The organism is Caballeronia sp. INDeC2 (genome assembly GCF_023631325.1).
GTDB lineage: Bacteria > Pseudomonadota > Gammaproteobacteria > Burkholderiales > Burkholderiaceae > Caballeronia.
This window is the reverse complement of sequence record NZ_JALQDG010000030.1, coordinates 94,235-114,864: the sequence shown is the minus strand read 5'-3', so window position 1 is coordinate 114,864 and position 20,630 is coordinate 94,235. Positions and strand designations below refer to the sequence as shown.

At 63.0% G+C, this 20,630-nt stretch carries 23 protein-coding genes and 1 riboswitch; of the genes, 10 read left to right on the top strand and 13 right to left on the bottom strand.

Annotated features, from left to right (window positions below; all coding sequences use genetic code 11):
- The first annotated feature begins 152 nt into the window (after positions 1-152).
- Positions 153-2,675: an adenosylcobalamin-dependent ribonucleoside-diphosphate reductase gene (locus tag NCS28_RS18985; RefSeq protein ID WP_250515305.1), complete on the top strand. Its 2,523-nt coding sequence runs from the start codon at positions 153-155 to the stop codon at positions 2,673-2,675.
- A gap of 48 nt (positions 2,676-2,723) precedes the next feature.
- On the opposite strand, the gene NCS28_RS18980 is transcribed toward NCS28_RS18985, so the two are convergent.
- From NCS28_RS18980 to NCS28_RS18965, 4 genes are all read right to left on the bottom strand, one after another.
- Positions 2,724-2,873: a hypothetical protein gene (locus tag NCS28_RS18980; RefSeq protein ID WP_250515304.1), complete on the bottom strand. Its 150-nt coding sequence runs from the start codon at positions 2,871-2,873 to the stop codon at positions 2,724-2,726.
- Between the two features lie 33 nt (positions 2,874-2,906).
- Positions 2,907-3,278 carry a DUF4148 domain-containing protein gene (locus tag NCS28_RS18975; RefSeq protein WP_250515303.1) on the bottom strand — a complete coding sequence of 124 codons (372 nt, stop codon included), beginning with the start codon at positions 3,276-3,278 and terminating at the stop codon, positions 2,907-2,909.
- Between the two features lie 188 nt (positions 3,279-3,466).
- Positions 3,467-3,997, bottom strand: coding sequence for a GNAT family N-acetyltransferase (locus NCS28_RS18970; RefSeq protein WP_250515302.1), 531 nt, complete (start codon positions 3,995-3,997; stop codon positions 3,467-3,469).
- Between the two features lie 21 nt (positions 3,998-4,018).
- Positions 4,019-5,029 carry a LysR family transcriptional regulator gene (locus NCS28_RS18965; RefSeq protein WP_250515301.1) on the bottom strand — a complete coding sequence of 337 codons (1,011 nt, stop codon included), beginning with the start codon at positions 5,027-5,029 and terminating at the stop codon, positions 4,019-4,021.
- A 217-nt stretch (positions 5,030-5,246) separates the two neighbouring features.
- On the opposite strand from NCS28_RS18965, the gene NCS28_RS18960 reads away from it, so the two are divergent.
- From NCS28_RS18960 to NCS28_RS18940, 5 genes are all read left to right on the top strand, one after another.
- On the top strand, positions 5,247-6,065 hold the full coding sequence (locus tag NCS28_RS18960; protein WP_250515300.1) for an alpha/beta hydrolase: 819 nt from the start codon (positions 5,247-5,249) through the stop codon (positions 6,063-6,065).
- Positions 6,066-6,161: 96 nt separating this feature from the next.
- Positions 6,162-7,358: an efflux RND transporter periplasmic adaptor subunit gene (locus NCS28_RS18955; protein WP_250515299.1), complete on the top strand. Its 1,197-nt coding sequence runs from the start codon at positions 6,162-6,164 to the stop codon at positions 7,356-7,358.
- 31 nt (positions 7,359-7,389) lie between these two features.
- Positions 7,390-10,590 (top strand): efflux RND transporter permease subunit, encoded by a 3,201-nt coding sequence (locus tag NCS28_RS18950; protein ID WP_250515298.1) that lies wholly within the window; start codon positions 7,390-7,392, stop codon positions 10,588-10,590.
- A gap of 5 nt (positions 10,591-10,595) precedes the next feature.
- Positions 10,596-12,095: an efflux transporter outer membrane subunit gene (locus NCS28_RS18945; RefSeq protein ID WP_502801212.1), complete on the top strand. Its 1,500-nt coding sequence runs from the start codon at positions 10,596-10,598 to the stop codon at positions 12,093-12,095.
- Between the two features lie 207 nt (positions 12,096-12,302).
- The gene (locus tag NCS28_RS18940; RefSeq protein ID WP_502801211.1) at positions 12,303-12,527 is read left to right on the top strand and encodes a hypothetical protein; all 225 of its coding nucleotides are present in this window, start codon (positions 12,303-12,305) and stop codon (positions 12,525-12,527) included.
- Between the two features lie 21 nt (positions 12,528-12,548).
- On the opposite strand, the gene ppk2 is transcribed toward NCS28_RS18940, so the two are convergent.
- Positions 12,549-13,445 carry a polyphosphate kinase 2 gene (gene ppk2, locus NCS28_RS18935; protein WP_250515295.1) on the bottom strand — a complete coding sequence of 299 codons (897 nt, stop codon included), beginning with the start codon at positions 13,443-13,445 and terminating at the stop codon, positions 12,549-12,551.
- Between the two features lie 256 nt (positions 13,446-13,701).
- Here ppk2 and lhpI point away from each other — a divergent pair, with 256 nt between their 5' ends.
- Positions 13,702-14,625, top strand: a complete 924-nt coding sequence (gene lhpI, locus NCS28_RS18930; protein ID WP_250515294.1) for a bifunctional Delta(1)-pyrroline-2-carboxylate/Delta(1)-piperideine-2-carboxylate reductase — start codon at positions 13,702-13,704, stop codon at positions 14,623-14,625.
- 139 nt (positions 14,626-14,764) lie between these two features.
- Positions 14,765-15,076 (top strand): hypothetical protein, encoded by a 312-nt coding sequence (locus tag NCS28_RS18925; RefSeq protein ID WP_250515293.1) that lies wholly within the window; start codon positions 14,765-14,767, stop codon positions 15,074-15,076.
- A gap of 93 nt (positions 15,077-15,169) precedes the next feature.
- Here the strand turns inward: NCS28_RS18925 and hmuQ are convergent, their stop codons facing one another.
- The 3 genes from hmuQ to NCS28_RS18910 all read right to left on the bottom strand — a co-directional run bounded on the left by hmuQ (position 15,170) and on the right by NCS28_RS18910 (position 16,541).
- Positions 15,170-15,484, bottom strand: a complete 315-nt coding sequence (hmuQ, locus tag NCS28_RS18920) for a heme-degrading protein HmuQ (protein ID WP_250515292.1) — start codon at positions 15,482-15,484, stop codon at positions 15,170-15,172.
- Between the two features lie 41 nt (positions 15,485-15,525).
- Positions 15,526-15,897 carry a DUF1428 domain-containing protein gene (locus NCS28_RS18915; RefSeq protein ID WP_250515291.1) on the bottom strand — a complete coding sequence of 124 codons (372 nt, stop codon included), beginning with the start codon at positions 15,895-15,897 and terminating at the stop codon, positions 15,526-15,528.
- 80 nt (positions 15,898-15,977) lie between these two features.
- Positions 15,978-16,541, bottom strand: a complete 564-nt coding sequence (locus NCS28_RS18910) for a histidine phosphatase family protein (RefSeq protein WP_250515290.1) — start codon at positions 16,539-16,541, stop codon at positions 15,978-15,980.
- Positions 16,542-16,589: 48 nt separating this feature from the next.
- A riboswitch (cobalamin riboswitch) is annotated at positions 16,590-16,715 on the top strand.
- A 29-nt stretch (positions 16,716-16,744) separates the two neighbouring features.
- Here NCS28_RS18910 and NCS28_RS18905 point away from each other — a divergent pair.
- The gene (locus NCS28_RS18905) at positions 16,745-16,978 is read left to right on the top strand and encodes a CbtB domain-containing protein (protein WP_250515289.1); all 234 of its coding nucleotides are present in this window, start codon (positions 16,745-16,747) and stop codon (positions 16,976-16,978) included.
- A 9-nt stretch (positions 16,979-16,987) separates the two neighbouring features.
- A complete protein-coding gene (locus NCS28_RS18900; protein ID WP_250515288.1) occupies positions 16,988-17,779 on the top strand; it encodes a CbtA family protein in 792 nt (263 codons plus the stop codon).
- 27 nt (positions 17,780-17,806) lie between these two features.
- On the opposite strand, the gene NCS28_RS18895 is transcribed toward NCS28_RS18900, so the two are convergent.
- The 5 genes from NCS28_RS18895 to NCS28_RS18875 all read right to left on the bottom strand — a co-directional run bounded on the left by NCS28_RS18895 (position 17,807) and on the right by NCS28_RS18875 (position 20,628).
- Positions 17,807-18,049 (bottom strand): DUF1289 domain-containing protein, encoded by a 243-nt coding sequence (locus NCS28_RS18895; RefSeq protein WP_250515287.1) that lies wholly within the window; start codon positions 18,047-18,049, stop codon positions 17,807-17,809.
- Positions 18,046-19,344: a cobyrinic acid a,c-diamide synthase CobB gene (locus NCS28_RS18890; RefSeq protein ID WP_250515286.1), complete on the bottom strand. Its 1,299-nt coding sequence runs from the start codon at positions 19,342-19,344 to the stop codon at positions 18,046-18,048. Before NCS28_RS18890 ends, NCS28_RS18895 begins: the two co-directional genes overlap by 4 nt.
- Positions 19,345-19,349: 5 nt before the next feature.
- On the bottom strand, positions 19,350-19,952 hold the full coding sequence (cobO, locus tag NCS28_RS18885) for a cob(I)yrinic acid a,c-diamide adenosyltransferase (protein ID WP_250515285.1): 603 nt from the start codon (positions 19,950-19,952) through the stop codon (positions 19,350-19,352).
- 111 nt (positions 19,953-20,063) lie between these two features.
- Entirely contained in the window at positions 20,064-20,249 is a 186-nt protein-coding gene (locus tag NCS28_RS18880) for a hypothetical protein (protein WP_250515284.1), read from the bottom strand.
- A complete protein-coding gene (locus NCS28_RS18875; RefSeq protein WP_250515283.1) occupies positions 20,224-20,628 on the bottom strand; it encodes a cobalamin biosynthesis protein in 405 nt (134 codons plus the stop codon). The genes NCS28_RS18880 and NCS28_RS18875 overlap by 26 nt, the downstream gene beginning before the upstream one ends.
- Between the last annotated feature and the right edge of the window lie 2 nt (positions 20,629-20,630).

The following is a 20,630-nucleotide window of genomic DNA, read 5'->3' as shown; positions in this document are numbered from 1 at the left end:
CTTTGGTTTCGATCAGACGAGTTTAACGGGTCGATGGCAAGCGCGGAGAAATCGCGCTATCGTCGGGCATTGCCTTTGCGGCACTTCACGCCAGCGCGCGCAACGCGTTTCCGACCCCATCGCGCGAGGCTCAGCAATCAAGGATCTCCGACATGGCCGAAGACAATCCCAGCACCGCTCTCGCACCGCAGCAGTTCTCCATCGACGTGATGCTCGAAAAATATGCCAAGGGCGACGAGACGCGCGTCGAAGATATTTATCTGCGCGTGGCGCGCGGCGTCGCGCTCGCCGAGCCGAAAGAAACGCGCGCGAAGATCGAAGCCGAGTTCGTCGATAACTTCAAACGCGGCGCGCTCGGTGCAGGGCGCATCATGAGCGCGGCCGGCGCGGGCATCGACGCGACGCTCATCAATTGCTTCGTGCAGCCCGTGGGCGATGCGATACAGAGCGTCGACAGCAACGGCTTGCCGGGCATTTACGTCGCGCTGTTGCAGGCGGCCGAGACGATGCGTCGCGGCGGCGGCGTCGGGTATAACTTTTCCGCGATCCGTCCGCGTGGCGCGCGCGTGCATTCCACGGGATCGGCGGCATCGGGTCCATGCAGCTACATGGACGTGTTCGATGCATCGTGCCGCACGGTCGAAAGCGCGGGCTCGCGGCGCGGCGCGCAGATGGGCATTCTCGATTGCTCGCATCCCGACCTCCTCGAATTCATCGCGGCAAAACGTACGAAAGGGCGCTGGAACAATTTCAACGTATCGGTCGCGGTGACCGACGAGTTCATGCAGGCCGTCGCCGATGACGCCACATGGCAACTCGTGCACAAGGCCGAGCCATCGCCGGCGCAGCGCGCGGCTGAAGATATGCATCAGCGCGACGATGGTCTTTGGGTCTATCGGGAAGTGCAGGCGCGCGAAGTATGGAACACGATCATGCGCTCGACTTACGATGTCGCCGAGCCGGGTGTCGTGTTCATGTCGCGCATGAACGACGATAACAATCTGCGCGCGGTCGAATCGATTCGCGCGACCAATCCTTGCGGCGAACAGCCGCTGCCCGCATACGGCTGCTGCAATCTCGGTCCGCTCAATCTCACGCGCTTCGTGCGCGATCCGTTCGCGCAGATGCGCGGCGGCGCGCCGTCGTTCGATTGGGACGGCCTTGCACGCACGACGCGCACGCAAGTGCGCTTTCTCGACGACGTGCTCGACGTCACGCTCTGGCCGCTCGAAGAGCAGGCACGCGAGGCCGCAGCGAAGCGCCGCATCGGCGTGGGCTTCACTGGCCTCGGCGACACGCTCGTGATGCTCGGCCTGCGTTACGACGCGCAGGAAGGGCGCGACTTCGCCACACGCGTCGCGCGCACGATGCGTGACGAGGCGTATCGCGCATCGGTCGAACTGGCGAAGGAGCGCGGCAAGTTTCCGCTCTTCGATGCAAAGCGTTATCTGGAAGAGGGCACGTTCGCCTCGCGCCTGCCCGATGACATCAAGAGCGCGATACGCGAGCACGGCATCCGCAACAGTCATCTGCTATCGATCGCACCGACTGGCACCGTGAGCCTCGCGTTCGCGGACAACGCATCGAACGGCATCGAGCCCGCGTTCTCGTGGACCTATCAACGCACGAAGCGCATGGCGGACGGCTCGCGTCAGACTTTCGCCGTCGAAGATCATGCGTACCGGCTTTATCGCGAGATGGGCGGCGACGTGAACGCGCTGCCCGAGTACTTCGTCAGCGCATTGGAGATGTCCGCGCACGATCACATGGAGATGATGGCCGCGGTGCAACCGTTCGTCGATACGTCGATTTCGAAGACCGTGAACGTACCCGCCGATTATCCGTTCGACAAGTTTCAGGATCTCTATCTCGAAGCATGGCGGCGCGGATTGAAAGGGCTTGCGACGTATCGGCCGAACGAGACTTTGGGTGCGGTGCTTTCGGTTACGCCCGCTCAAACGCCGAGCGATTCACCGGACTCCGAACTCGATCTCGATCCGTTGCGCATTGCGATCGATCATCGGCCGAGAGGGGAGTTGCCCGCGATCATCGAGAAGGTCGAGTATCTGACGCAGGCGGGAAAGAAGTCGCTTTATCTCGCGGTCTCGTTTATCGAAGTGACGGGGCGTATCGGCGGCGAGGACGTGACGATCGAGCGGCCCATCGAGTTCTTCATTCCCACGGGACAGCGCGACGAATCGCAGCAATGGATCACGGCGACGATGCGTTCGCTTTCGCTCGCCGCGCGCGGCGGTTTCGCGGCGCGCACCCTGCAGGACATGCGAAAGGTGTCGTGGGATCGAGGACAGGTGCGTCTCGGCGATGTCGAACGGCTCGACGGACATCGCAGTCCGCGCTGGCACGATTCGGAAGTCGCCGCGCTAGCGTATGCGATCCAGCAGATTCTTTACCGCCGCGGTTTTCTCGACGCAGAAGGAGACCAGGTACCGTCGCGCGTGCTTGCGCGCAAGCGTGCCGATAGCGCGCCGCATCCGATAGCTGTAGCCGATGAAAGCGAAGAGGTATCCGAGGGTATCGCGGGAGGTGAGATCGATCCGCATAGCCTTTCCCTGATGCACGGCCGGAAATGCGCGACGTGTGGTGCGAATGCAGTGATCCGCAAGGACGGCTGCGACTTCTGCACGGCATGCGGCGAAATCGGTACGTGCGGTTGAGTGGAAGAAAAAAGGCGCGGGCTTGTGTCCGCGCCTTTCATGTCACGCTCAATGCGAGCGCTCAGTGCTCTTTTGCTTCGACTCTTCTGCAACGTCCGTTGCGTGAGTCGCGTGTTGCGTGAACGGATGCCATACCGGCGTGAGCGTAGGAAGTTCGTCGAGAAGCGAGAATTGATCGAGCGATGTGTTTTCGAACATGATGACCTCTGAAATCTTTTTCTGACGGCGTGCTCAGCGCGCCGTTACGTTGCCTTGCGCTGCCGAGCCGTTGGCGTACTCGACGATCTCACGGTTGCGGGCTTCCGCTAGTGCCGCATCGCGTGCGCGTTGCTCGCTTTGCGCGGCGACGGCATCGCCCCACATGCTGCGCTCCGGATACGAATTGCGGTTCAATGCAGGCAGTGAGCCATTGGAATACGCGGCGGCGAGTTCGGCACGCACCTGAGCGCGTGTCTTGGGCGTATCGCCAGCACTCGTTTGCGTTTGCGTCTGAACCTGATACGTGCCGGCACGGCCGATCCCCTGGCCGCCTTCCGCGAACGCGGTAGTCGTGACGACGGCGGAGATGGCTGCGAGAGAAAACCCCGTGATGAGCTGTTTCATGCTTGCGACTCCTTTCATTCCGATGCGGCGTGCGGGCAAATGCGGATTGCAATTGGCGAATGAGCACGCTGCGTTGGAAGTGAATGTAGTCGCGCGGCAGGCGCGGATAAATGCCGTATCGGCGAATAGATTTATCGATATCGGCGAATAATCGCGAAGAGCCTTGTGAGACGGGCCTTTGCGCACCGCTAAGCGAGTTGCTTATGGAAGAAAGTCGTGCCGCAGAACGTGCCGTCGGGCATCAATGCATAGTTCGGCACGACGCCCACACGCTGCCACCCCGCACGCTCGTAGAGGCGTTCCGCATCGCCGCCGGTGACGGTGTCGAGCACGAGAACCGACTTGCCTGCGGCGCGCGCGGCTTCGTCGGCGGCGATCAACAGACGCTGTGCAATGCCGCGTCGCCGTGCACGGCGCGCGACGAGCATCTTCGCGACATCCGCGCGATGCGGCTGATTCTCCGGCTGATCCGTGACGATCTGCACCGTGCCCAGCACGTGCCCTTCGGCGTTCTCCGCAACGAGCAGGATGCGTTCATCACGCGCGACGCCGTGCATGACGCGTGTCCAGAATTCGACGGCCGTCGCACGCGAGATCGGCAGCATGAAACTCACGGACGCGCCGCCTTCTACGCAATCGATGAGCACGTCCGCCAGCGCTTCCACATACCCCGATGCTTCGTTCGCGCCGACGCGGCGCACGGTGATGCTTTCGTTCATCGTTGGTCTTGTAGACACCCGCTATGCAATGACATCCTCGGTGCCCGCGACTTCCGGCGTGCCATGCCGCACGATCGTGGGCGATGCCGTGCTCGTCGGCAGGCAGCGTTCTTCCGCATCCTTCTGGCCTTGCAGAAGCGGGCAGCGTTCGAACAATTCGGCGGCCCAGTCGACGAACACGCGCACCTTCGGCGACAGATGCCGGTTATGCGGATACACCGCGGAAATAGGCATCGGCAGGGGATTCCATTGCGGCAGCACTTCGACGAGTTCGCCCGCGCGCAGATGCGGCAACGCCATGAAACGCGGCACCTGAATGATGCCGACGCCCTTCAGCCCACAACTCAGATACGCTTCGGCGTCGTTCACCGCGATCATGCCGCGCATCTTCACTTCGATGTTCTCGTCATCGATGACGAAGTCCATATCCATGACGCGTCCCGTGCGGCTCGAAAAATAATTCACCGCCGTGTGATTCTGCAAATCCTCGATCGTTTTCGGCGTGCCGTTGCGTTCGAGATATTGCGGCGCGGCCACCGTCACGCCCTGAAACACGCCGATGCGCCGCGCGACGAGACTGGAATCCTGCAACGTGCCTACGCGAATCACGCAATCGACGCCTTCCTGAATGAGATCGACCGGCTTGTCGCCGAAGCCCATCATCAGTTCGATATCCGGGTAGCGCGTATGGAAATCGCATAGCTGCGGCATAACGATGAGCCGCCCGATCGCGCCCGGCATATCCACGCGCAATTTTCCGTGCGGGCCTTTGCCGTTGTTCGAGAACGAGCCTTCGGCTTCCTCGATGTCCGCGAGTATGCGCACGCATCGCTCGTAATACGCGGCACCGTCGGGCGTGAGATTGAGCCTGCGCGTCGTGCGCTGAAGCAGACGCACGTTCAGATGCGCTTCCAGATTCTGAATGATCGTCGTGACCGAGGCGCGCGGCAGATTGAGCGTATCCGCTGCGCGCGAAAAGCTATTGGTGTCGACGACGCGGGTGAAGACCTGCATTGCTTGTAGCCGATCCATGTTCTCTCACCTTCTTTACTTAGCGACGCAACTATTTAAGCGAGCGCTAAAAATGACCGAATGAACGATCGCAAGGGATAACCACGATTGTTCGGTGCGACCGAATTGTGTTGCCGGATTATAGGCATTTATTAAAAAAGGCGCGGACTCCAGAATTCGCAGCATCGCAACTCATGCGTGCAGGCCTTGCAGCATCGGCCTTGCACCGAAAATAACCATGGCATCACTGTTGGATCTGGAGTCGAGCCCCCGCTTGTGCATAGAAGACGTGCACATCACGGGACACGCGCAACCGATCGCGCTGCGCAGCTATCGTCCCGCTTCGGATGGCACGGTGTTGCCGATCGTTCTTTATTTCCACGGCGGCGGTTTTATCGGCGGCTCGCTCGACGATGCCGATATCGCCGCCGCGACGATCGCACGCGATACGCCCGCCTGGGTCGTGTCGGTCGGCTATTCGCTCGCACCGAAGTTTCCGTTTCCCGCCGCGCCCGAGGACGGTTATCGCGCGGCGCAATGGGCCGTCGCTCAGGCTCGCGCGCAACGTGCCGATCCGCAGCGTATCGGCGTTGCCGGTCACGACGCGGGCGGCAATATCGCGACCTGCCTCGCTGCTATCGCGCGTGACCGTGGCGATATTCGCATGTCCGCGCAAGCGTTGCTTGCACCGCTGCTCGACCCGAGCATGACGCGCCTTGCCGACGAACGCAAAGTGCTGTGCCCCGATTTCGAGGCGTGCGAATGCGCGCAGTGGTATCGCGCGTATCTGCCGAATCCTTCGCAACGCCTGCATCCGTATGCCGCGCCGCTCGAATCGCGCCGTCTCGGCGGCCTGCCGCCCGCGATCATCGCAAGCGCGGAGCACGACCTCCTGCATATCGAGGCGGAGAAATACGCGGGCGAGCTGATCGCCGCGGGCGTGCCGACCGAAGTCACGCGTCATGGCAAGACATCGCATCAGGCGCTCGCCGCGCATCCGGATGCGCTCGCCGACGTCGTCACGTTCTTCAGGAAACGGCTGGCGCGCGCCAAATAGGTGCACGAAAGCAAGCGCAAGAAAGCAAGCGCAAGAATCGGCACGCATCGCACGCATTACACAACAACAATCTCAACGCAACCGGAGCCTTTAACCATGTCATTCACTCGCAAACGCATCTACGCCGCGCTAGGCGCGACGCTGATCATCGTGGGCGCGGGCGGTTACACCGCCTGGCGCGGTCACGGCGATTCGGCGATCAACGAAGCCAGGGCCGCCGCTCATAGTCCGACCGCAACGGAAGTCGACGTCGCGGCCGTGGTGTCGAAGACCATCACCGACTGGCAGAGCTATTCGGGCCGTCTCGAAGCGGTCGATCACGTCGACATTCGCCCGCTCGTGCCGGGCACGATCGTCGCCGTGCATTTCAAGGATGGCCAGCTCGTGAAGAAGGGCGATGCGCTCTTCACGATCGACCCGCGTCCCTACGAAGCCGAAGTGGATCGTGCGCAGGCGCAGCTCGCGGCGGCGCAGGCGCGCAACGGTTATACGTCGACGGATGCGGCGCGCGCGGAACGGCTGCTCGCCGATAACGCGATCGCCAAGCGCGACTACGACGAAAAGCAGAACGCCGCGCGCGAGGCCGTCGCCAACCTGAAGGCCGCGCAGGCTGCGCTCGAGACCGCCAAGATCAACCTCGCGTACACGCATATCGTCGCGCCGGTCGCGGGGCGCGTGTCGCGCGCGGAACTCACGGTGGGCAACATCGTGTCGACGGGCGCGAATGCGCCGTTGCTCACGACGCTCGTGTCCGTGTCGCCGATCTACGCATCGTTCGATGTCGATGAACAAACGTACTTGCGTTATCTCGGCCGCGATGCGGGCAGCGCGGTGCCGGTATCGCTCGGTCTCGCGAACGAGGACGGCTATTCGCGCGAGGGCGTCGTCGATTCCGTCGATAACCGCCTCGATACGACCTCGGGCACGATCCGCGTGCGCGCGCGTTTCAGCAACCCGGACGGCACGCTCGTGCCGGGGCTCTATGCACGCGTGAAAGTGGGCGGCGGCACGCCGCATCCGGCCGTGCTCGTGGAAGACGAAGCCATCGGTACCGATCAGGACAAGAAGTACGTGATGGTCGTCGACAAGGACAACCGCGTGCAGTACCGCGAAGTGACGCTCGGTCAGACGCATGAAGGCCTGCGTGTCATTTCGGAGGGGCTGCAACCGGGCGAGCGCATCGTCGTCAATGGCTTGCAGCGCGTGCGTCCCAACGACGTGATCAAGGCCAACAACGTCGCGATGAACGATAGCGGCGCCGCGCCCGCCGTGAAGACGGCATCCGCCCAGTGATGCGCGTCATCCGCAACAGACAGAACCCGTCATGAACATATCCAAATTTTTCATCGACCGCCCGATCTTTGCGGGCGTGCTGTCGGTGGTCGTGCTGCTGGCCGGCATCATCGCGATGTTCAAGCTGCCGATCTCCGAGTATCCGGAAGTCGTGCCGCCGTCGGTCGTCGTGCATGCGCAGTATCCCGGCGCGAACCCGAAGGTGATCGCGGAGACCGTGGCCTCGCCGCTGGAAGAGCAGATCAACGGCGTCGAGGACATGCTCTACATGCAGTCGCAAGCGAATAGCGACGGCAACCTCACGACCACGGTCACGTTCAAGCTCGGCACCGATCCGGACAAGAACACGCAGCTCGTGCAGAACCGCGTGAACCAGGCATTGCCGCGTCTGCCGCAGGACGTGCAGCGTCTGGGCGTGACGACGATCAAGTCGTCGCCGACGTTGACGATGGTGGTTCACTTGAACTCGCCCAACGGCCGCTACGACATGACGTATCTGCGCAACTATGCGCTGATCAACGTGAAGGACCGGCTCGAACGCATCGCGGGCGTGGGCGAAGTGCAGTTGTGGGGCTCGGGCGATTACTCGATGCGCGTATGGCTCGATCCGCAAAAGGTCGCGCAGCGCGGCATGACGGCGACGGATGTCGTCAACGCGATCCGCGAGCAGAACGTGCAGGTCGCAGCCGGTGTGATCGGCGGTTCGCCGACGCTGCCGAACGTGCCGCTGCAGCTGAACGTGAATGCGCGCGGCCGCTTGCAGAACGAGTCGGAGTTCCGCGACATCGTGCTGAAGACTTCGCCCGACGGCGCGGTGACGCATCTCTCCGATGTGGCGCGCGTCGAACTCGCCGCATCGGAGTACGGCTTGCGTTCGCTGCTCGACAACAAGTCGGCAGTTGCAATCGCAATCAATCAGCAGCCGGGCGCGAACTCGCTGCAGATCTCCGACGAAGTCCGCAAGACGATGAAGGAACTGAAGGCCGACATGCCTGCGGGCCTCGAATATCAGATCGTCTATGACCCGACGCAGTTCGTGCGTTCGAGTATCGAAGCGGTGATTCATACGCTCGCGGAAGCGATCGCCCTGGTGGTGCTCGTCGTGATCGTGTTCCTGCAGACGTGGCGCGCCTCGATCATTCCGTTGCTCGCGGTGCCGGTCTCGATCGTCGGTACATTCTCGCTGCTGCTTGCGTTCGGTTTCTCGATCAACGCGTTGTCGTTGTTCGGGATGGTGCTCGCGATCGGCATCGTCGTCGACGATGCGATCGTGGTCGTCGAGAACGTGGAGCGCAACATCGAGGCGGGGTTATCGGCGAGAGAAGCGACATATCAGGCGATGCGCGAGGTGAGCGGGCCGATCATCGCGATCGCGCTGACGCTGGTGGCCGTGTTCGTGCCGCTCGCGTTCATGTCGGGTCTCACGGGCCAGTTCTACAAGCAGTTCGCGATGACCATCGCCATCTCGACGGTGATCTCCGCGTTCAACTCGCTAACGCTGTCGCCCGCGCTCGCCGCGCTGCTGTTAAAGGGCCACGACGAGCCGAAGGACTGGCTCACGCGCGGCATGGACCGCGTGTTCGGCGGCTTCTTCCGGGGCTTCAACAAGGTCTTTCATCGCGGCTCGGACGCGTATGGCAAGGGCGTGAAGAGCGTCATCAACCGCAAGGCATTGATGATGGTCGTGTATGCCGTGCTGCTCGCGGGCGCCGTGCTGATGGGCAAGGTCGTGCCCGGCGGCTTCGTGCCCGCGCAGGACAAGGAGTATCTGATCAGCTTCGCGCAGCTCCCGAACGGCGCATCGCTCGACCGCACCGAAGGCGTGATCCGTCAGATGTCGGATATCGCGCTGAAGCAACCGGGCGTGGAAAGCGCGGTGGAGTTTCCGGGCTTGTCGGTGAACGGCTTTACCAACTCGTCGAGCGCGGGCATCGTGTTCGTCACGCTGAAGCCCTTCAAGGAGCGCGTGCATGACAAGGCGTTGTCGGCGAATGCCATTGCGGGTGCGCTGAATCAGAAGTATGCGGGCATCAAGGGTTCGTTCATCGCCGTGTTCCCGCCGCCGCCGGTCCTCGGTCTCGGCACGCTCGGCGGCTTCAAGATGCAACTCGAAGATCGCGGCGCGCTCGGCTATGCGGCACTTGCCGATGCCACGCAGGCGTTCATCAAGCGCGCATCGCAGACGCCCGAGCTCGGACCGACGTTCTCCAGCTATCAGATCAACGTGCCGCAGTTGAACGTCGATCTGGATCGCACGAAGGCGAAGCAACTGGGCGTATCCGTGACGGACGTGTTCGACACGATGCAGGTCTATCTCGGCTCGCTCTACGTGAACGACTTCAATCGCTTCGGACGCGTGTATCAGGTGCGCGTGCAGGCGGATGCGCCGTTCCGTGCGAACCCGGAAGACATCGGTCTGTTGAAGACGCGCAACGCGAATGGCGACATGGTGCCTTTGTCGTCGCTCGTGAAGGTGACGCCGACGTATGGCCCCGAAATGGTCGTGCGCTACAACGGCTACACCGCCGCGGATATCAACGGCGGTCCGGCTCCGGGTTATTCGTCGGGCCAGGCGCAGGCCGCGGCGGAACGCATCGCGGCGGAAGTGCTGCCGCGCGGGATCAAGTTCGAATGGACCGATCTCACGTATCAGCAGATCCTCGCGGGCAATGCCGCACTGTGGGTGTTCCCGATCAGCGTGCTGCTCGTGTTCCTCGTGCTCGCCGCGCTGTATGAAAGCCTGACGCTGCCGCTCGCGGTGATCCTGATCGTGCCGATGAGCATTCTGTCGGCGCTGCTCGGCGTATGGCTCACCGACGGCGACAACAACATCTTCACGCAGATCGGCTTGATGGTGCTGGTGGGCTTGTCGGCGAAGAACGCGATTCTGATCGTCGAGTTCGCACGCGAGCTGGAGATGCAGGGACGCTCGATCGTGCAGGCCGCGATCGAAGCAAGCCGTCTGCGTCTGCGCCCGATCTTGATGACGTCCATCGCGTTCATCATGGGCGTGGTGCCGCTCGTGCTGTCGACGGGCGCGGGCTCGGAGATGCGTCACGCAATGGGCGTCGCGGTGTTCTTCGGCATGCTGGGTGTGACGCTCTTCGGTCTGATGCTGACGCCGGTGTTCTACGTGATCCTGCGCAAGCTTTCCCGCACCGAACACGTGACGGACAAGCACGGCTCGCATCCGCAGATGCGCGGTATCGGTGCCTCCTACGAGGCGCAATGAGGTCGATGATGAATAAGCTACATGTTTTATCGAGTCTGATGGCCACGCTGTTGCTGGTGGCGGGCTGCTCGCTTGCGCCCACTTACGAGAAGCCGGATGTCAACGCGCCGTCCGCGTACAAGGAAACGCCGCAAAAGACGCTCGACGCATCGGAAGCGGGCACGTGGAAGACCGCCCAGCCGTCTGAAGAGATGATGCGCGGCGAATGGTGGACGACCTTCGGCGACGCCACGCTCAACGATCTGGAAAAGCAGGCGCAGGACGCGAACCAGAATCTGAAGGCGGCGGCGGCGCGCGTGAAGGAAGCGCGCGCGATCAACCAGACGGCGCGCGCGGGCCTCTTCCCGACGCTCGACGCGGGCTTTGGCCCGACGCGCGAGAAGTTCTCGCCGGCATCGCAATTCCTGCCCGCCGATGGCAACGTGCCCGCGCAGACGCTGTGGCGCGCGCAGGCGAGTGCGTCGTATGAAGTGGATCTGTTCGGCCGCGTGTCGAACTCGGTACAGGCGGCGAACGCCGACACGCAGCAGAGCGAGGCGTTGTTCCGTTCCGTTCAACTGGCGTTGCAGGCGGACGTCGCGCAGAACTACTTCAATCTGCGCGAACTCGATGCCGAGACGGATGTCTTCACACGCACAGTGCAGTTGCGCGAGGAAGCGCTGAAGCTCGTGCAACGCCGCTACACCGAAGGCGATATCAGCGAGCTAGACGTTGCGCGCGCCAAGTCGGAACTCGCGACGGCGCGCTCCGATGCGATGACGGTGCAACGTCTGCGCGCGGCATCGGAACATAGTCTCGCGGTGCTGCTCGGCAAGGCGCCGGCCGAATTCTCGATCGCCGCGAACCCGCTCAAGCCGGTGACGGTGCGCGTGCCGCCGGGATTGCCTTCGGCGCTGCTCGAACGTCGTCCGGATATCGCGTCGGCAGAACGCGCGATGGCGGCGGCGAATGCGCGCATCGGCGTGGCGAAGGCGGCGTTCTTCCCGTCGCTGACGCTGACGGGCTCGGGCGGCTTCGAATCGGCGACGCTCGGCGACCTCTTCAAGTGGTCGAGCCGCACGTTCCTGCTTGGCCCGTTCGCGGGCACGGCGCTGAATATCCCGATCTTCGATGGCGGCCGGCGCAAGGGCAATCTCGCGAATGCGCGCGCGGTGTATGAAGAGGATGTTGCGAGCTATCGTCAGCAGGTGCTTGTGGCGTTCCGTGAGGTGGAGGACAACCTTTCGGATCTGCGCATTCTCGAAGATCAGACGGCGACGCAGGACGATGCGGTGAAGGCGTCGGTGCGCGCCGCGCAGCTTTCGCGTACGCAGTACACCGAAGGCGCGGTGAACTATCTCGACGTGATCGATGCGGAGCGCACGGTGTTGCAGACGCAGCGCGCCGCGGTGCAGTTGCGGGGCACGCAGGCCGTGTCGACGGTGAATCTGATTCGCGCATTGGGCGGCGGGTGGGGCGATGCACAGCCTACGCCGGTGCCTGAACCGAGTCTTGCGCAGAAGTGATGCGAAGATGGCCCTGCTCTATGCGGGGCCATTTTGTTGGTAGGGTCCGAGCCGGCTGTCGGCGACGAGCGAGCACTTTCTCAGTGCATCCGTTCAAACGAATGACACCCCATTGTTCGCCTCCCGGAACATATGTCTTCACCTTCCGGGCGTTTATCCGCAAGCCCCCATTCCTTAAAATTCAACTCATGGGATAGGGAGCCGATGATGAAAGACTTGATCGCAAAACAACTGTATCAGCCGGCGGTGGTGCTGCCACTGCTACTGTTGACGCGCCTGATGGTCACGCTCGACTTCAATCTCGCGCAAGTGATGTTCGTGATGGTGCTCAAGGGTTCGCAGCACGCCTACCAATTCGCGCTGCGTCACACCGTGGCGCGTCAGCGCAGCAGCGTCGCCGTGAAGCACGTGCCCTGCAACAACTGCTGCTGACGCGATCAGCGTCATCGAACGTCAATACACTTCGGGCACATACATCTCATCAGGCACGGGCTGGCGCAGATAGTCGGGATTGAACACGCGATCGGGCAGCTTGATCGGCTCGTGTTCTATCTCGTGATACGGCACCTGGCTCAACAGGTGATGCATGCAGTTCAGGCGCGCGCGCTTCTTGTCGACGGCCTGCACGACCCACCACGGCGCTTCGGGAATGTGAGTGCGCTGAAGCATGACTTCCTTCGCGGCCGTGTACGCCTCCCAGCGGCGGCGGCTTTCCAGGTCCATGGGGCTCAGCTTCCACTGCTTGAGCGGATCTTCGATACGCGCTTCGAAGCGCACTTCCTGTTCGTCGTCGGTGATCGAGAACCAGTACTTGACGATCTGGATGCCGCTGCGCACCAGCATCTTTTCGAACTCGGGAACCGAGCGGAAAAATTCCTCATATTCTTCGTCGGTGCAGAAGTTCATCACGCGCTCGACGCCCGCGCGGTTGTACCAGCTCCGGTCGAACAGCACGATCTCGCCAGCCGCGGGCAAGTGCGATACGTAACGCTGGAAATACCACTGCGTGCGCTCGCGATTGTTCGGTGCGGGAAGCGCCGCCACGCGGCACACGCGCGGATTCAGCCGCTGCGTGATGCGCTTGATCGCGCCGCCTTTGCCCGCCGCATCGCGTCCCTCGAACAGCACGACGAGCCGATGCCCCTTGTGCACGACCCAATCCTGCAGCTTCACGAGCTCGCCCTGCAGACGGAACAGCTCGCGAAAATACGTCTTGCGCAAGAGCCGTTCTTCTTCCGAGAACGTCGATTCGCCGTCGAGGAAGCGATCGTCGACCTCCATCTCGAACTCTTCGTCATAACTGTCGATGATGTCGGCGTGGAAGCGGCGCTGTTTTTCCGTCTGATTCATGAAGGGCTCCGTGGCGTTCTTGGGCTGCCGCCGTCGTGATGACCGGTCGTGGCGCGGGCCGGCCGATTATGACGCTATTTAATGGCGGTCATATGACAACGACTGATTCCGTCATTGTAGAAAGCGGCGCGCGCGCGCTCAAATCCGGCGCGCCGCTTTGTGACACGGCGCCGCGCGCCGTTAGAATGTTCCGGCACTTCGATGGCATGCCGATGGCATTGTCGACGTCCCTCAACATCCACCGCGAGCGAACACGATGACCGCAATGATCCCGAGTTTCGACGAAGCCCAAACCGCGCGCCTCGTGCCTTATGACAGGCTCGTGGACACGCTCGCCGCGACGATGCTCGATTACGCGGCGGGCCGCATCGTGAGTCCGGAGCGCATGGTCGTGCCGATCGAGGGCGGCGTCATGCTGTCGATGCCCGCGAGCGCCGCCGATATCGCGATGCACAAGCTCGTGAACGTATGCCCGGGCAATGGCGCGCGCGGCCTGCCGACGATCCACGGTCAGGTCACCGCGTACGACGCCGCGACGGGCGTGCCGCAATTCATGCTCGACGGTCCCACGGTCACGGGGCGGCGCACGGCGTCCGTGTCGATGCTCGCTATCCGTGCGCTGCACGCCGCCCCGCCGCGCGACGTGCTCGTGATCGGCACGGGCAAGCAGGCGGCGTATCACGTCGAGGCGCTCGCCGCCGTCTATCCGGATGCGCGCGTTCGCGTGCAGGGCTCGCGTCTCGAACGCGCGCGCGAATTTTGCGCCGCGCATGGGTCGGTGTCGGGCAATCTCGCCGCGCTCGAAGATGCCACGATTCCCGATTCGGTCGATGTCGTCATCGCCGCGACCACGAGCAAGACGCCCGTCTATACGATGCCCGCGCGTGCGGGGCGGCTCGTGATCGGCGTGGGCGCCTTCACGGCCGATGCCGCCGAGATCGCCGCCGCGACCGTCCACGCGAGCGAACTGTATGTCGACGACGCCGCTGGCGCGCGTCACGAGGCGGGCGATTTCATTCTCGCGGGCGTCGACTGGAGCGCGGTGCATCCGCTGGCCGAGGCGCTCGCCGCTCCCAAAAACGCCACGGGTTCCGTGATGTTCAAATCGGTCGGATGCGCGGCATGGGACCTCGCCACGTGTCGCGTCGCGCGCGCGGTTTTGTCGGAGGAAAGCAATTAAGGCGCGCCACGCCACACAGCGTCGGAATCGCTTGGAACGGTACTTGCTGAATGTTTGCCCATTGAAAGAGGGCGCAACGGCGTCACACGATAAACGGCGCAGCGAAGGCGCCATAGCAATCGAGCAAGCGAACTGAACCATGAAAAGTCGATACGACAACAGATGGCACCCGTGGATCCCCGCGCGCGAGGACGGACGCGAAGGCGCGGGCGCGACGAGCCAGACGGCTCCCCGCACCCGCGCTGCACCACCCGCGGGTTATTTCATCTCGGTGCTGGAACTCGCGACAGGCGAGAAGCTCGGCAACGACGAACGCATGCGCGCCGTCGCGATGCTCGAATCGCAATTCGGCGAGGGCCGGCCGCGCACGCTGAAAGAAGCGGTGCGCATCTGCGCGGCGGCGATCGATTCGTCGACCTTGCAGCGCATGGCACGCGGCGCGAAGGCCTGAAAAAGAATCTGCGCGGCGCGTTTTTTCACATCCGTGTAAAACGCGCGTGCTTGCGAATAAGCGCGCGAACGTTCGAACGCGCGTGCAGACTGTCTATTTGACCGTCTGAATCACTTCGAAGCCTTCGAACTCCGGGTGACCGAGATAAAGCTGGCGCGTTTCGCCGCCGGCATTGCGATGCGCAGCGCGAAACGCGTCGGATCGTGTCCAATCCTCGAAGGCCGCCTGATTCGCCCAGATCGTGTGGCTCGAATACAGGACGTGATCGTCCTTCACGGGCCCCTTGAGCAGATGAAACTCGATGAACCCCGGCACGTCCTTGAGATGCGTGTCGCGGCTGGTCCAGAGGCGTTCGAAGTCGGCCTCGGCGCCGGGCACGATCTTGAAGCGGTTCATGGCGATATACATGTCGATGCGTTCCCTTCACCGTTAGGTCAGAAATAGAAATATCAGCCGCGCCCGAGTTCGACGAGCGTCGTGAAGCCGCCGAAGAACATGCGTTGAGGATCGAACGGCGGCTCGCCGGACTCCATCATCGATTTGAGGCGCGGATCTTCCATCACTTTTGCGTTGATGCTGTCGCGCTGCTCGCGCGACTCGTAGACGATATACGAGAACGCTACCGTTTCGCCTTCCTTAAGCTGCACGCTCTGCGGAAACGACGTGAGCTTGCCGGGTTTGACGTCGTCGGCGATGGTTTCCACGAACTGCAGCGCGCCGTGCTCGAGCCAGATCTTGCCGGCGGCTTCGGCCATGGTGCGATAGGCATCGATCTTGTCGATCGGCACGGGTACGACGAATCCATCCACGTAATGCGGCATTTGAGTCTCCTGAATCGGTTCGAGAGCGGACCGCGCATGCGATGCGCTGCTCCCTTTGAGCGATTTGTAAGCATCGAAGTTCAGACCGGGTCATGCGGCAATCCGGCGGTCCATGCTTCGGCCGGCAATGCGCGCTTCAACACCGTGGCCGATAGCGGCGCGAAATTCATTCGGTAGACGGACTGGAGCGGCATGCCCAGCATATGCGCGAGCGCGGCTTTCACGACGATCGCATGCGTGACGACGATGCATCGCTCGCACGCATCCAGGCGATCGACAAATGCAAGCCCGCTCGCGACGCGCGCCGTGAGCATCGCGACGCTCTCGCCGCCGTGCCCGCGCGCGTGCGGATCCGCGAGCCACGCGGCGACATGCTCGGGCTCGTGCTCCCCGATCTCGCGTATCGAGCGCCCGCGCCAGCGGCCGTAGTCGATATCGTCGAACGCGGGAACGATCTCGACTGTATCCGCGATCCATTGCGCAGTCTGGCGTGCCACGCGCGCCGGACTCGTGATGACGCGTGTTTCGCCCCGCAGCGGCGCAAGCTGCAAGCTCGCGTCGTGTTCCGCGTCCTCGTCGCCTATGGGAAAGCGGCCGGTTTTCATCGCGCGCGTGGCGGCGTGACATAACAGAATGAGTTCCAAGAGAGTCGCCGGGCGAATCGGAATCGTTTTACTTTGCCGCCGATCATCATAGAATGGCAAGCTTGCAGTGCGAGGAAGCCGGTGCAAACCCGGCACGGTCGCGCCACTGTATGCGTTCGTCAGCGTGAAAGCGTTGCGCCGCGAGTCAGACCCCGCTGCATGCTCTTCGTCAATCGGGACGCGCTTTTCCCTGGAGAACCACCATGAATGCTTCCAACACGCCGGTCTTTTCCGCTCCGGTTTCCCCGCCGCTCGACGCACCCGTGCCCATTCCGGTGCGCGAAGTGCTGCCTTGGGCCGTTTTCATCGGTCTTCTTTTGCTGATCGCTATTTACTTCGTCGGCGCGGAGCAGGGTGCGACGTCGATTTTCTCGGGCATGTACGTCCACGAGTTCGTTCACGACGGCCGGCATTTGCTCGGCTTTCCGTGCCACTGAGGACGCGTCATGATTCGCACTTTGCTGATACGCGGCATGATCGCGGGACTGGTCGCGGGCCTGATCGGCTTCGGCTTTGCGCGGGCGTTCGGGGAGCCGTCGGTGGCGCGCGCCATCGCTTTCGAGGAACAGCACGAGCAGGCGCAGCCCGCGCACCAACACGACCATGAGCATGCCGATGCCGCGCCGGGCGCCGCGCATTCGCACGATCACGGCGATGAAGAACTCGTCTCCCGCGACACGCAAGCGGGCCTCGGCCTCCTGACCGGCGTCGCGGTGTTCGGCACCGCGCTGGGCGGTCTTTTCTCGCTAGTGTTCGCATTCGCCTACGGGCGGCTCGGCGCGTTGCGCGCGCGCGGCACGTCGGCGCTTCTGGCGTTGCTCGGCTTCGTGAGCGTTGCCATCGTGCCGTTTCTCAAGTACCCGCCGAATCCGCCAGCGGTCGGCAATCCCGACACCATCGGGCCGCGCACGGCGCTCTTCTTCGGCATGGTGGCGATTTCGATCGCGGCGGCAGTGTTCGCCGTGTGGCTGCGGCGGCGCATGGCCGCGCGGCATGACGGCTGGAACGCGACGCTCATCGCCGTGGCTGCGTATATCGTCGTGATCGTGGTGGCGCAGGTCACGCTGCCGCATATCGATGAAGTGCCCGCCGATTTCTCGGCGTCGCTCTTGTGGAACTTCCGCTTGGCCGCGATCGGTATTCAGGCGCTGATCTGGGCGACGCTCGGGCTTGTGTTCGGCGCACTCGCCGCGCGTGAACTGGAGCGGCCGGCTGTCAGGAGAATGGCGACGGCTTGACCGGTTTATCCGGCCGGATCACGAGGCTCACTTCGCGCTCGCCGCACGCCGCGCGAGCAAGGCATCGAACAGATCGAGCTTCGCGGCATCGTCCATCGATCTGAAAGTCTTGATCTCTTCGCGGCTTCTGAAGCATCCGTGGCATAAGCCCGTTTCGGGATCGAGCTTACAGACGTCGGTGCATGGCGAGCCGATAGGTTCCTGCGTCTTTGCGCGCTCGATCGTGAATGCGAGATCGAGCGGCGTGCGAATGTCTTGCGTCGTCGTCATAGTGATTCGCCGCGAAAGAGTGCGGCGGCCGCGGCCGGATTCGACGGCCAGTATGCGTGCATGTAAGTGGCCGTGACCGGGCCGTGTCGAAAGAGCGCTTCGCCCGATGTGCCCGTCGTCGCGTGCGTGGCTTGAAGGGCGGCTTGCATCGGCGTTTGCAGTGTCGAGTAATGGAACGTGTGGCCCATCATCGCGCCGTGCATGGTGTCGATGCGCTGCATCGCGAGGCGCGACAGCTTGCGTTGCATCGCGGCATCGCCCGGCAGAATGCCGAGCATCGCGTGCCGTGTTCCTTCGATGTCCGTCAGTGTGTCGAGCAGATAAAGCATGCCGCCGCATTCCGCGACGACCGGCTTCGCTTTCGCGACGTGCTCGCCGATAGACACGCGCGTGCGCGCATTCGCAGCGAGCCTCGCCGCATGCAGTTCGGGATAACCGCCAGGAAGATAGAGCGCGTCGGCGTCGTGGGGCGCGGGTTCGTCGCTGAGCGGCGAAAACGTGCTGATGCGCGCGCCCATCGCAATGAGCAGATCCACGTTCGCCGGATACACGAACGAGAACGCGGCATCGCGCGCAATCGCGATATGCATTCCGTCGAGCAGACGCGGGGGCACGGCAAGCGTCGCATCGTCGAAATGAACGGGCGGCGGCAGATCCGCGAGCGCCGTTTGCGCGATGGCATCCGCGGCGCGATCGAGCCGCGCGTCGAGGCCCGCGATTTCTTCAGGCTGCGTGAGGCCGAGATGGCGCTCGGGCAGCGCGATATCGTCCGCGTTCGACAGATGGCCGCAATAAAGCAGCCCCTCCGGAATGGTCTCCGACAGCATCTGCGCATGACGCGCCGACGCGACGCGATTCGCGAGCACGCCATGAAACGGCACGTCCGCGCGATAACGCGCGAGACCGAACGCGATTGCGCCGAAGGTCTGCGCCATGCCGTGCGCGCCGATCACCGCGAGCACGGGCACGTTGAACGCGGCCGCGAGATCGGCGCTGCTGGGCGTGCCGTCGAAAAGACCCATCACGCCTTCGATGAGAATGAGGTCGGCCTCGCGCGCGGCCTCTGCAAGCAATGCGCGGCACGCGTCCAGACCGACCATCGACAGATGCAGCGAATAGACGCTTGCGCCGCATGCGCGTTCGAGGATCATCGGATCGAGAAAATCCGGACCGGTCTTGAACACGCGCACGTTCAGGCCACGGCGCGTGTGATGACGCGCGAGCGCGGCCGTCACCGTGGTCTTGCCTTGATGCGACGCGCTTGCGCCGATGAAAAGAGCGGGGCAGTCGGGCATCGCGTTCAGAACTCGACGCCGCGTTGCGCCTTCACGCCCTGCTCGCGATAAGGATGCTTCACGAGCCGCATTTCGGTGACGAGGTCGGCGAGTTCGATCAACGCATCGGGTGCATGGCGTCCCGTCACGACCACATGCACCATTGCGGGCCGCGCCTTGAGCACGTCGAGCACTTCATCGAGCGGCAGATATTCGTACTTGAGCACCGTGTTCAGCTCATCGAGCACGACCATCCGATACTCGCCGCTTTCGATCATGCGCCGCGCTTCGTTCCAGCCTTTGCGCGCGGTGGCGATGTCGGCTTCGCGGTTCTGCGTGTTCCAGGTGTAGCCGTCGCCCATCGTGACGAAATCGCAATGCGCGATTGCGCCGAGGAAATCGCGCTCGGACGTATGCAGCGCGCCCTTGATGAACTGCACGACGCCGAGCTTCATGCCATGACCGAGCACGCGCACGGCCATGCCGAACGCCGCCGTGGTCTTCCCTTTGCCGTTGCCGGTATTCACGATCAGCAGGCCTTTTTCATGATCGGCGGCGGCCTGCTTTTTCTCGTGCCCTTCCTTGCGACGCTGGGTCATGCGCAGATGCGATTCGGTATCGGTTTTCACGGGATCTCCAGGGAAAGACGGCCGTATCGTACAACAGGTCGACGGTTCGATAGCGAGCGTTTGCGGCTTAATTCTGCGCTAACAGACGGCGGGCATCATGCATTCACGCACTCACCCGACTTCAGGAGCAAGAAAATGGACGCGCTCTATCTCTATCTGGAACTCGTCGCGCTGGCCGTGCTCGTCTGGCTTTGCCGCGATAAATTCAAGCCGCTCGTCGCGAAGCCGCTCGCCGAAACGGAGCGCCCGCGCACGGCGACCAAGCCGGTGTTCATGTTCCGTTCGCACCGCGTTCATGCACCATTGCGATCGCGACGGTTACGCCGCAATCGATCGTCTTTGGCACGATGAGCGTGCGCGCGTTGCCCGCAAGCAGCGCGCATGGCTCGCATACGCCGTCGACGTTCAAGTGCTTCGCTGCGTGATGTGAAATCCCGGTGTGCGGCGCGTGCGCGATTTCATCGGCGCTATAGAAACGCAGCGGCAAGCCATGACGTGCGCAGAACGCGAGCAAGCCCGCTTCGTTCCTTTTCGCATCGATGCTCGCGACGATCGCGATATCGCCGAATTCACGCCTGCCCAGCGCGACACGTACGGCATGTTCGATCGTATCGGCGTTCGTGTCTCGCCTGCAACCGATGCCGACCGCAAGCCGCATGATTGCAGGCGCATTCATGC

What these genes read in the sequence shown, in the direction of transcription:
- NCS28_RS18960 (WP_250515300.1), top strand. Translation starts at nt 5,247, where the DNA reads ATGGCATCACTGTTGGATCTGGAGTCGAGCCCCCGCTTGTGCATAGAA.
- NCS28_RS18945 (WP_502801212.1), top strand. Translation starts at nt 10,596, where the DNA reads ATGATGAATAAGCTACATGTTTTATCGAGTCTGATGGCCACGCTGTTG.
- NCS28_RS18940 (WP_502801211.1), top strand. Translation starts at nt 12,303, where the DNA reads ATGAAAGACTTGATCGCAAAACAACTGTATCAGCCGGCGGTGGTGCTG.
- NCS28_RS18965 (WP_250515301.1), bottom strand. Translation starts at nt 5,029, where the DNA reads ATGGATCGGCTACAAGCAATGCAGGTCTTCACCCGCGTCGTCGACACC.
- NCS28_RS18975 (WP_250515303.1), bottom strand. Translation starts at nt 3,278, where the DNA reads ATGAAACAGCTCATCACGGGGTTTTCTCTCGCAGCCATCTCCGCCGTC.
- NCS28_RS18925 (WP_250515293.1), top strand. Translation starts at nt 14,765, where the DNA reads ATGAAAAGTCGATACGACAACAGATGGCACCCGTGGATCCCCGCGCGC.
- lhpI (WP_250515294.1), top strand. Translation starts at nt 13,702, where the DNA reads ATGACCGCAATGATCCCGAGTTTCGACGAAGCCCAAACCGCGCGCCTC.
- NCS28_RS18980 (WP_250515304.1), bottom strand. Translation starts at nt 2,873, where the DNA reads ATGTTCGAAAACACATCGCTCGATCAATTCTCGCTTCTCGACGAACTT.
- NCS28_RS18875 (WP_250515283.1), bottom strand. Translation starts at nt 20,628, where the DNA reads ATGAATGCGCCTGCAATCATGCGGCTTGCGGTCGGCATCGGTTGCAGG.
- ppk2 (WP_250515295.1), bottom strand. Translation starts at nt 13,445, where the DNA reads ATGAATCAGACGGAAAAACAGCGCCGCTTCCACGCCGACATCATCGAC.
- NCS28_RS18985 (WP_250515305.1), top strand. Translation starts at nt 153, where the DNA reads ATGGCCGAAGACAATCCCAGCACCGCTCTCGCACCGCAGCAGTTCTCC.
- NCS28_RS18970 (WP_250515302.1), bottom strand. Translation starts at nt 3,997, where the DNA reads ATGAACGAAAGCATCACCGTGCGCCGCGTCGGCGCGAACGAAGCATCG.
- NCS28_RS18900 (WP_250515288.1), top strand. Translation starts at nt 16,988, where the DNA reads ATGATTCGCACTTTGCTGATACGCGGCATGATCGCGGGACTGGTCGCG.
- NCS28_RS18955 (WP_250515299.1), top strand. Translation starts at nt 6,162, where the DNA reads ATGTCATTCACTCGCAAACGCATCTACGCCGCGCTAGGCGCGACGCTG.
- NCS28_RS18895 (WP_250515287.1), bottom strand. Translation starts at nt 18,049, where the DNA reads ATGACGACGACGCAAGACATTCGCACGCCGCTCGATCTCGCATTCACG.
- NCS28_RS18890 (WP_250515286.1), bottom strand. Translation starts at nt 19,344, where the DNA reads ATGCCCGACTGCCCCGCTCTTTTCATCGGCGCAAGCGCGTCGCATCAA.
- hmuQ (WP_250515292.1), bottom strand. Translation starts at nt 15,484, where the DNA reads ATGTATATCGCCATGAACCGCTTCAAGATCGTGCCCGGCGCCGAGGCC.
- NCS28_RS18880 (WP_250515284.1), bottom strand. Translation starts at nt 20,249, where the DNA reads ATGAACGCGGTGCGAACGGAACATGAACACCGGCTTGGTCGCCGTGCG.
- NCS28_RS18905 (WP_250515289.1), top strand. Translation starts at nt 16,745, where the DNA reads ATGAATGCTTCCAACACGCCGGTCTTTTCCGCTCCGGTTTCCCCGCCG.
- NCS28_RS18950 (WP_250515298.1), top strand. Translation starts at nt 7,390, where the DNA reads ATGAACATATCCAAATTTTTCATCGACCGCCCGATCTTTGCGGGCGTG.
- NCS28_RS18915 (WP_250515291.1), bottom strand. Translation starts at nt 15,897, where the DNA reads ATGCCGCATTACGTGGATGGATTCGTCGTACCCGTGCCGATCGACAAG.